The sequence below is a fragment of the Vibrio sp. Y176 genome, from assembly GCF_033438945.1.
Map to the genome: position 1 here is coordinate 1 of NZ_JAWOQS010000427.1, position 750 is coordinate 750.

General features: G+C 47.7%; 1 protein-coding gene. It reads left to right on the forward strand.

Annotated features, from left to right (window positions below; genetic code table 11):
- On the forward strand, nucleotides 1–750 hold a 750-nt coding region (gene lpxL / locus R7O13_RS26475), incomplete at both ends, for an LpxL/LpxP family Kdo(2)-lipid IV(A) lauroyl/palmitoleoyl acyltransferase (protein ID WP_318305157.1).

Genomic DNA, 750 nt, shown 5'->3' on the forward strand with positions numbered 1-750 from the left:
CGTCAATATTCTTCCTTATCGCCTATTACTGTCTTTGGGGCGCTCACTTGGCAAGCTAGGCATGCGCTATGGCAAAAAGCGCGTACATATCGCGAAGCGCAACCTTGAACTGGCATTCCCCGCGAAAACGCCAGAAGAAGTGCAACATATCGTGGAAGAAAACTTCAAGAATACCGGGATGGCACTGATCGAAACCGGTATTACATGGTTTTGGCCTACATGGCGCTTCAAAACGCTCATTGTCGAGAAAGACATCCACGCTCTAAAAGAAAAAGGCGCGGAAGGGAAAGGCGTATTGTTGTGTTGTGTGCACGCTCTTAACTTAGAAATTACCGCGCGAGCTTTTGCTGTTTTAGGTGTTGCGGGTTACGGCGCATTTCGTCCGCATAACAACCCAGCGTACAACTTCATCCAATATTGGGGGCGCACGCACAACGGTAACAAACTGATTGATCGCAAAGATGTGAAAAAGATGATTCGTGTACTGCGCAGCGGCGAGCGTTTGTTCTACTTACCTGACCACGATTACGGCCGCAATAAATCGGTCTTCGTGCCATTTTTTGCCATTGATGATGCTTGTACAACAACCGGCACCAGCATTTTAGCCTACACATCAAAATGCGCGATCATTCCAGGTTCTGGTTTCCGCAATGACGAAGGAAAATACGACATCATCGCCGATAAGTGCATTGAAGCCGATTACCCACAAAAAGATGAAGTGGTTGCGGCGGCGTATATGAACAAGTACGT